General features: G+C 61.0%; 7 protein-coding genes. 4 read left to right on the top strand and 3 right to left on the bottom strand.

What is annotated here, in order from left to right:
* Positions 1–161 precede the first annotated feature (161 nt).
* Positions 162–1778 carry a DHA2 family efflux MFS transporter permease subunit gene (locus tag ABIZ35_RS09430; protein ID WP_348219638.1) on the bottom strand — a complete coding sequence of 539 codons (1617 nt, stop codon included), beginning with the start codon at positions 1776–1778 and terminating at the stop codon, positions 162–164.
* A gap of 8 nt (positions 1779–1786) precedes the next feature.
* Complete coding sequence (locus ABIZ35_RS09425; RefSeq protein ID WP_348219637.1) at positions 1787–2428, bottom strand: TetR/AcrR family transcriptional regulator; 642 nt, start codon at positions 2426–2428, stop codon at positions 1787–1789.
* Between the two features lie 95 nt (positions 2429–2523).
* Here ABIZ35_RS09425 and ABIZ35_RS09420 point away from each other — a divergent pair, with 95 nt between their 5' ends.
* On the top strand, positions 2524–3576 hold the full coding sequence (locus ABIZ35_RS09420) for a class I SAM-dependent methyltransferase (protein ID WP_348219636.1): 1053 nt from the start codon (positions 2524–2526) through the stop codon (positions 3574–3576).
* 66 nt (positions 3577–3642) lie between these two features.
* On the opposite strand, the gene ABIZ35_RS09415 is transcribed toward ABIZ35_RS09420, so the two are convergent.
* Positions 3643–4335, bottom strand: a complete 693-nt coding sequence (locus tag ABIZ35_RS09415) for a type II secretion system protein (RefSeq protein WP_348219635.1) — start codon at positions 4333–4335, stop codon at positions 3643–3645.
* 81 nt (positions 4336–4416) lie between these two features.
* Between ABIZ35_RS09415 and ABIZ35_RS09410 the strand changes: the two genes are divergently transcribed.
* From ABIZ35_RS09410 to ABIZ35_RS09400, 3 genes are read left to right on the top strand one after another with little or no spacing between them, the layout of a single operon-like run.
* Positions 4417–5142, top strand: coding sequence for a hypothetical protein (locus tag ABIZ35_RS09410; RefSeq protein WP_348219634.1), 726 nt, complete (start codon positions 4417–4419; stop codon positions 5140–5142).
* 35 nt (positions 5143–5177) lie between these two features.
* Positions 5178–5810 (top strand): hypothetical protein, encoded by a 633-nt coding sequence (locus ABIZ35_RS09405; protein WP_348219633.1) that lies wholly within the window; start codon positions 5178–5180, stop codon positions 5808–5810.
* A 3-nt stretch (positions 5811–5813) separates the two neighbouring features.
* Entirely contained in the window at positions 5814–6770 is a 957-nt protein-coding gene (locus ABIZ35_RS09400; protein WP_348219632.1) for a TIGR01777 family oxidoreductase, read from the top strand.
* The last annotated feature ends 4 nt before the right edge of the window (positions 6771–6774 follow it).

The following is a 6774-nucleotide window of genomic DNA, read 5'->3' as shown; positions in this document are numbered from 1 at the left end:
GGAGATTGGCATTTTCCGGTCCCCCAGAATTGGGGCGGAGGGGCCATCATAAATCTGTGGGAGCGGAGGGACTCCTAATTCTGAACCCTTCCCCCCGCGAAGCGGCTTGCTGGGGAAGCGGCTTGCTGGGGAAGGGGCGCGCGAAGCGCGGGCATAGGTCACTAATCCATCACCGCCTCCACATGTCCCACCGACGCTGTCTTATTCTTACGCAGCAGGAATACCGCCGGCAGCGTGATCATATTCACAATCAGCATCGTCAGAAACGCGTCGGCGTAGCTCATGGTCATTGCCTGGCGCATCAGGCCTTTGTCGAGCAGTCCAAGTGCGGCGCTGTGGGCGGCGGAGGCGCTGAGGCCATGGTGCATCAGTCCGCCGGTCAGTGCGTGGACGCGGTCGGTGAAGATAATGTTGGCGTCGTTGTAATTGGACAGCAGGTCGACGCGGTGCATCTGGATGTGTTTCGTAACGAATGTCGCGAGCGCCGCGATGCCGAATGAGCCGCCGAGCTGGCGGGAGAGGCTCAGGAGGCCTGACGCCTGCTGCAATTCGTGCTTTTTCAAACTGGCGAACGCCGCCTGATTGATCGGGATGAATAGGAAGCCCGCGCCCAGGCCACGGATCAGCAGCGCGAGAGCGGTGTCGGCCTGACCGGACTGGCTGGAGATGTGGCCGAGCATCCACATCGAAAGCATCGTCATCAGGGTGCCGAAGACGATCACGATTCGGGTGTCGATCAGGGGCTTGGGACGATTGAGGATCGCGCCGCAGATCACGATGGCCGATGCCGTCGCCATGCCGCCCGGCAGCAGCGCGAGGCCGGTCTGCATCGATGTGAACCCAAGCACGGTCTGCGCGAGCAGCGGAAACAGATAGGTGCCGCCGTAAAGGCCGAAGCCGAGCACGATAAACAGGAAGAGGCACGCCGAGAGTGTCGGGTTTTTCAAGACCCGGAAATCCACGACCGGGTTTCGGTTGCGCGGCGAGAGCTGCCAGTAGATCAGGCCGCTGATACAAATTACCGAGACGATCGCGAGGGTGACGATCATGCTGCTCTGGAACCAGTCGTTACGCTCTCCTTCCTCCAGAAGATACTGCATCGAACCCAGGCCGAGCGCGAGCAGGCCGATGCCGATCCAGTCGACGGTTCCCGCCTTGCTGGGCGCCTCGGCGTCGTGCAGGAACATCACCACGAGGACAGCCGAGACAATGCCAATCGGGACATTGATGAGAAAGCACCAGTTCCAGGTGTAGTTGTCCGTGATCCAGCCGCCGAGTGTCGGCCCTAAGGTGGGAGCGACGGTCAGGCCCATCATGAACATCGATTGGACAAAGCCCTGTTCGTGCTTTGGGAAAACTTGGATCAGGGTCGCCTGCGCGGTCGAAAGCAGTGCGGCGCCGCCCGCCCCTTGGAGAATTCGCCAGAAGACCAGCTCGCCGAGCGTGTGCGATGTGCCGCAGAAGAACGAGGAAACAACGAACACGATGATCGAGGCTGTCAGATAACGCTTACGGCCGAAGCGCTGCGTCAAAAAGGCGGTCATCGGCAGGAAGATGACGTTGCTGAGAATATAGCCCGTCACGACCCAGCCAATCTCCTCGCTGGTTGCGCCGAGATTTCCGGCCATCTGTGGCAGGGCGACGTTGACGATGGTCGTGTCCAGCACTTGAAGAATGGCGGCTGTGATGAGGCCCGCCAAAATAAACCAGCGATAGGGGTTCAGGGCTTCGACGACGGGGTGCGCCGCCGCCGGAATTACGTCAGGCGTTTCGGGCATGCGTGTGCTTAAACCTTTGGCGCGTCCACGCGGCGTTCGACGCCGCGGCGGAAAAACAGGGCGACCGAGCCGGCGATCTCCTCGGGTGTCGCCTTCCCGGAATCGACGAGCTGTTCGTAGGAAGGATCGCAGATCAGGGCGAGCAGAACCTGGACGACCATGGCGCTGGAAAGTCCCGGCTCAATCTGTCCCGCTTCAATCGCCGCATCCGCGATCTCCTGGATCGCGCGCGCTCGGCGGTCAAACGCCTCACGGTATTCGGGGCTCGCCTTGACATGCATTAGAATCGGCCTCGCCTTGACGAACGCCGCGCGCGTGGGGGTAAAACGGACTTCCATCATCCACCGGACGACACGCTCCAGCCGGTCGATCGGCGGCAATTGCGGATCGATCGACCGGATCGATTGGATGCCCTCCTCGGCGAAGATCATCACGGCGCGCAGCGCAATATCTTCCTTCGAAGCAAAGTGATGATAAAGCGTTTGGCGCGAAATCCCAACTCTCTCCGCCAGCTCCTCCATCGTCAGCGCGTCGTATCCTTTTTCCGCCAGCAGCGCAAAGGCCGCCTGCAAAATCGTCTCGCCCCGCTCGCGTCGCTGACGCTCACGCAGACCCGATTTCGCCGTTACCGTCAATTCTTCGACAATCATGACAAATATTTTACACACTTGTAAAATATTTGTCAAGGGAGTAAGAATATTGAGGGCGCCGTGTTTTTGAGGGGAACCCGTCATAATGAAGGGCAATGAACGATATTTCCAACACACCCAGCAGCGGCAATTCACTGACCGCCGCGCTCCAGGCGGCGCTCGCCGCCCGAACGCAGTTTCTTGACGCGCGTCACGAGATGGCCCTGCGTCTTTTCAACGGCTTTTACGAAGGCTTTCCTAATCTTGTCGTCGACCTGTACGGTCGTACGCTGATCGTTTACAACTACGCGCATACACCCTCCGACGCCGATGACGCCATTGGGGAAGCATTCGAGTTCTTTCAGGAAGCCTTGCCCTGGGTCACCTCGATCCTGGTAAAGGCGCGCTACGGAGCGCTGGAGGAAGAGAAGAAGGGGAGATTGCTCTGGGGATCGGGGATCGACAAGCGCATCCGTGAAAACGGAGTCGCTTACGCCGTGGACCTGCGCATCAATCAAGATGCGAGTTTCTATCTCGACACTCGACACCTGCGTGAGTGGGCAAAAGATAATTTGGAAGGCAAGACCGTCCTGAATACCTTCGCCTACACAGGCAGCATCGGCATCGCCGCGCGCGCCGGCGGCGCCAGCCGTGTCGTGCAGATCGATCTGAGCCGGACGTTTCTCAATGTCGCCAAGGAATCTTGTACGATCAACGGCTTCTCGATCGACCGTCTGGATTTCCAGGCCGGCGACTTCTTCCCACGCGTCAGCCACCTGAAACGCGACGCCGCCCGCTTTGACTGCGTCTTCGTGGACCCACCGCTGTACTCCAAGACGCGCGGCGGCAAGGTCGACTTGATGGAAGAGAGCCATCGCATCTTGAACAAAGTCCGGCCTCTGATCAACGATGGCGGCTGGCTGGTCACGATCAACAACGCACTTTTTGTCAGCGGCGCCGAATATATGGCGATGCTGGAATCGCTCTGCGCCGACGGCTATCTTTCCATCGAGACAACGATTCCCGTCCCGCAGGACTTCATCGGCTTCTCCGAGACGCCCGCCGGCGTCCTGCCCGCGGACCCTGCGCCGTTCAACCACGCCACAAAAATCGCCGTGCTGCGCGTGCGCCGCAAGGACGCCATAGCGAAGCCGACCGACGAGAGTTGATCGTCTCTTAAGGAAAGAAGCGCTGGTATAATCGGGATGTCTTGTGCGTGTGGCTGTTAGGGAAGGTTACTGGATTTGCAGTCGCCAGGTCGCGAAAAATTGTCCGGTGTTCTGGCTGACGACATGCCCATCGCCCATCAGGACTAAATAGCGCCGCTGGTCCAGAACATGTGACCCGTGCCAGCCGCCGTTGCCGTCTTCCAGGATATTGATTTGGGAGGGGCCGAATTCGGACCCGGCGGTTTGCGGATCGGTGGCGCTGAGATTCGAATCGGATTTTCCGAGCAATGGAATTTCTGTACGGTAAAAATAAGACGTTTTAAAGTCGGGATTTTCAAACATTGTCGGGCGCGCGTTCAAAAGCACTGGGGCGCCGCCATAGAAATTGGCGTCGAGTTCATCAAACCCAGTGTCTGAGGGACAGCGCCATAGGGTGGGAGACTTGATGTACGGACTGAGAACATCATTCAGACGTCCCATGGTCTGAATCAAGGCCTTGCGAGCTGGATCCGCATCCCAAATCGGCGTGAATTCGTCGGACGGATCCTTGGCCCATGGATAGAGACCGTCGGCGTCCTCCATGTACATCGACATGGCGATCCCGATCTGACGCAGGTTGCTGCTGCAAGTTGCGCTCCGCGCTTTTTCGCGGGCGGCGAAAAAGGCGGAGAACAGCAAGGCGGCAAGGATCGAGATGATCGCGATGACGACCAGGAGCTCGATCAGCGTAAATCCGGCGCGTGCTCGTGTAGGGATCATAAGTTTAGTCTCTGAATTATTGTATCATAACTGAGGCCGGGAATTGCTTCCGGCGCATGATTCCGGAAGTGGGATGTTTTCGTGAGTAACCATTCGAGCGCATATGATACGGGCAAACCGGTCGCGCCGCCGCTGACGCTGTACCTGCGGGAGGCGTCCGTGCAGGCCGAGCTGGATACGCTGCGTGGGCTGAGCGCCGCCCGCGCAGCGCGCCGTGCGTGCGATGAGAAGTTCTCCAATGAAGCGCTGGCGTCGCTCGCCCGCGTCTGCGCGGCGGAGGGGGCGGAAGACGCTTCCTGGGATCTACTGGAAATGCTGACGGAACGCGTCGCGGGCCGCGTCGCGCGCCATCTGCGCGTTTGGGGAGTGATGGAGCAGGAGGCGCGCGAGGATCTGTCGCGCGAGATCCTGACGGCGATGTACGATTGCGTTCTCTGCCGCGATGTCACGCAGGAGTTTTGGGAGTGCCGATTTTGGGTCTGTTTCGATCGGCGCGCCCGCACTATTCTGCGTAACTACCGGGCGGCCGAACCGGAACACGTCGTGCTGGACGCTCTGCCGGAAGCGCCGGCCATCGTCGGGCTTTCGATGGAAGATCATGCGATGGTCCGCTCGGCGCTGGCCGCGCTCCCCGAACCGCTGCGCGCCGCGTTCGTGCTCAAGCATTACGCCGGCTTCCCGGAAGAAAGCGTCAGCCCGGATGAGCCCACGGTGGCGACGATCCTTGGGGTGAGCGGACGCACCGTACGCAACTACTTGAAACGCGCGCAGGATCTACTGGCGCCCTGGCGCGAACGAGAAAATTGACGATCGCCGCCCTGGCGCGAGCGGGAGGATTGACGATGAGCGAACATACGAATTACGGAGGCGCCGCCCTCGATCTCTCCCGGCCGGATGCGGGGGATGTGCTGGTAGCCGGATTTACGCAGGCGCTGGAGGCGAGCGACGATCCCGCCGCCGTGCTGCGGCTCTGGTCCGAGCGGCATCCGACCATGGCGCGCGATTTCACGGAGGCTGCCGCCGCGCTGCTGGGCGGCGACTTTGAGTTTACCGCCGACCTGGAAGCCGAAGAGCGGGAGATTGCCGCTCTCGGCCGCGACCTGCTGCGCTCCCGGCGAAGCGCGGTTCTCCTGTCGCCGCGCGTCCGCGAGTGCGGCTTTGAGCGCCTCGATGATGTCGCCCGCGCCCTGCGTTTGCCGCCCGGCGTCCTCGATCGTCTGGACCGGGGCCGGATTTCCCTGCAAACCCTTCCCGCCGCCTTGCTGGACGCCCTCGGTCAGAAGCTGCAATGGACGATTGGGGAAGTCATGACCGCGCTTCAGGCGCCCCAAATGACTCCCGCGAACGCCGGCGCCGTTTGCGAGGCGCCGGCGGGGTATTGGTCTCAGGAAACATTCGCGGAGGCGCTGGCCGAATGCGCTTCCGAAGATCCCGAAGGCGCTCGCCTTTGGGCTGACTCCCTGGATAAAACTTAATTTATGAAGATTGTTATTCCCGGCGGAACGGGTCAAGTCGGAGTGCTGCTCGCGCGGATGTTTCATGGCAGCGGACATGAAGTGACGGTTTTGAGCCGGCGGGCGGTTTCCGCCCCATGGCCCGTGGTCCAATGGGACGCGGAGACGCTGGGGAGCTGGGCCGAAGAGTTTGAAGGCGCGGACGCCGTGATCAATCTGGCCGGACGCAGCGTCAACTGCCGCTACACCCCGGAGAATCGGACGGAGATCCTGGAATCCCGGGTCAACTCCGCGCGCGTCGTCGGTGAGGCGATCATAAGCGCGAAGCGCCCTCCCAAAGTCTGGCTTCAGGCGAGCACCGCGACGATCTATGCGCACCGCTTCGACCGTCCCAACGACGAAATGACGGGCATCGTCGGCGGCTCCGAGCCGGACGCTCCGGACACGTGGAAGTTCAGCATCGATGTGGCGGAGGCGTGGGAGCGGGTGGTGGATGATATGGAGACGCCGAATACGCGCCGCGTCAAAATGCGCTCAGCCATCATCATGAGCCCCGACAGCGGCGGTCCGTTCGACGTTTTGCTGAGCCTTGTGCGGCGTGGCCTGGGCGGAACGTCCGGCAGCGGCCGTCAGTACGTCTCCTGGATACACGACTACGACTTCATCCGCGCCGTCTGCTGGCTGATCGAGCATCCCCAGTTCGAAGGCCCGGTCAACCTCGCCGCCCCCGGGCCACTGCCGAACGCCGATTTCATGCACGTCCTGCGCGCCGCCTGGGGAACGAAGTTCGGTCTGCCCGCCGCCGAATGGATGCTGGAGATCGGCGCCAAAGTCCTCAAAACCGAAACGGAGCTAATTCTCAAAAGCCGCCGCGTCGTTCCCAGCCGACTGCTGCGCGAGGGATTCCAGTTCGAATTTCCCGCATGGCCCGAAGCGGCGCTGGATTTGACTCAGCGCTGGAAAGAAGCGAATAAGAAATAGGAAA

Origin of the sequence: Capsulimonas sp. (assembly GCF_039929585.1) — a bacterium.
In the GTDB taxonomy this organism is placed as follows: domain Bacteria; phylum Armatimonadota; class Armatimonadia; order Armatimonadales; family Capsulimonadaceae; genus Capsulimonas.
The sequence above is the reverse complement of the archived record's forward strand: the minus strand, read 5'-3'. Positions and strand labels throughout refer to the sequence as shown.

Excerpts from the sequence above, each read along its gene's own strand:
- ABIZ35_RS09415 (WP_348219635.1), bottom strand. The coding sequence starts at position 4,335 with ATGATCCCTACACGAGCACGCGCCGGATTTACGCTGATCGAGCTCCTG.
- ABIZ35_RS09400 (WP_348219632.1), top strand. The coding sequence starts at position 5,814 with ATGAAGATTGTTATTCCCGGCGGAACGGGTCAAGTCGGAGTGCTGCTC.
- ABIZ35_RS09420 (WP_348219636.1), top strand. The coding sequence starts at position 2,524 with ATGAACGATATTTCCAACACACCCAGCAGCGGCAATTCACTGACCGCC.
- ABIZ35_RS09430 (WP_348219638.1), bottom strand. The coding sequence starts at position 1,778 with ATGCCCGAAACGCCTGACGTAATTCCGGCGGCGGCGCACCCCGTCGTC.
- ABIZ35_RS09425 (WP_348219637.1), bottom strand. The coding sequence starts at position 2,428 with ATGATTGTCGAAGAATTGACGGTAACGGCGAAATCGGGTCTGCGTGAG.
- ABIZ35_RS09405 (WP_348219633.1), top strand. The coding sequence starts at position 5,178 with ATGAGCGAACATACGAATTACGGAGGCGCCGCCCTCGATCTCTCCCGG.